At 32.3% G+C, this 747-nt stretch carries 1 protein-coding gene and 1 pseudogene; both read right to left on the bottom strand.

From position 1 onward, the window contains the following. Positions 1-369: hypothetical protein (locus tag ACFINS_RS10220; protein WP_375706204.1), on the bottom strand; the 369-nt coding region annotated here is incomplete at its 3' end. Between the two features lie 151 nt (positions 370-520). Then, a pseudogene (gene glnA, locus ACFINS_RS10215) lies at positions 521-747 on the bottom strand (glutamine synthetase); the annotation flags it as partial.

Genomic DNA, 747 nt, shown 5'->3' with positions numbered 1-747 from the left:
GGTTATAAAGTTCACAGGTATAACGAAATAAGGAATACCATTATCAAGTTTTCCTTCACGTTTTTGCTTTTGGTTGATTTGTATACTTTCAATCTTATAATTTTCTGCCAATCGTTGTATTTGGCTTTTCATGATTTGTTGGAATTGTGATTTACTGAGATTTTTTTTGGCCATTAAGCTGTTGATGATTTGGGGGGGGATAGCATTTAAAATGGCATTTGCATCGGCATTTTGAAGTGCTTTACTGTATGCAGATGCTGCTTTTTCAAAGGCTATAAGTTTTGGACTTGTAATTGTATAAGCTTGAGTTATTGAGATAATAAAGGCAATGCATAAAAAAATAGGAAAAAGATTACGAGTTCGCAGCATTGGAAACCTTATAATTGATTTGAAGAAATTTAAATAAACTTATAAAGTAAAAGCACATAAGCAAAAAGTTATTTGTGCTCTTTGATGAGAATAATACCCACAAAAATGGAGATTTAACTTCTATTTTTAAATCAAAAAGAATGACTTTTATTTAAACAGAATAGTACATATCGAATTCGATGGGATGTGGAGTTGTTTCGTAACGTAAAACTTCTTGCATTTTTACTTGAATGAAAGAATTAATCTGATCATCGTCAAAAACGTCACCAGCTTTAAGAAAGCTACGGTCTTTATCAAGTGCTTCAAGTGCTTCACGCAAACTTCCTGAAACCGTAGGAATGTCTTTGAGCTCTTTTAGTGGAAGATCGTAAAGGTCTT

The organism is Bartonella sp. AA2SXKL, from assembly GCF_042197205.1.
Classification (GTDB): domain Bacteria; phylum Pseudomonadota; class Alphaproteobacteria; order Rhizobiales; family Rhizobiaceae; genus Bartonella.
The sequence above is the reverse complement of the archived record's forward strand: the minus strand, read 5'-3'. Positions and strand labels throughout refer to the sequence as shown.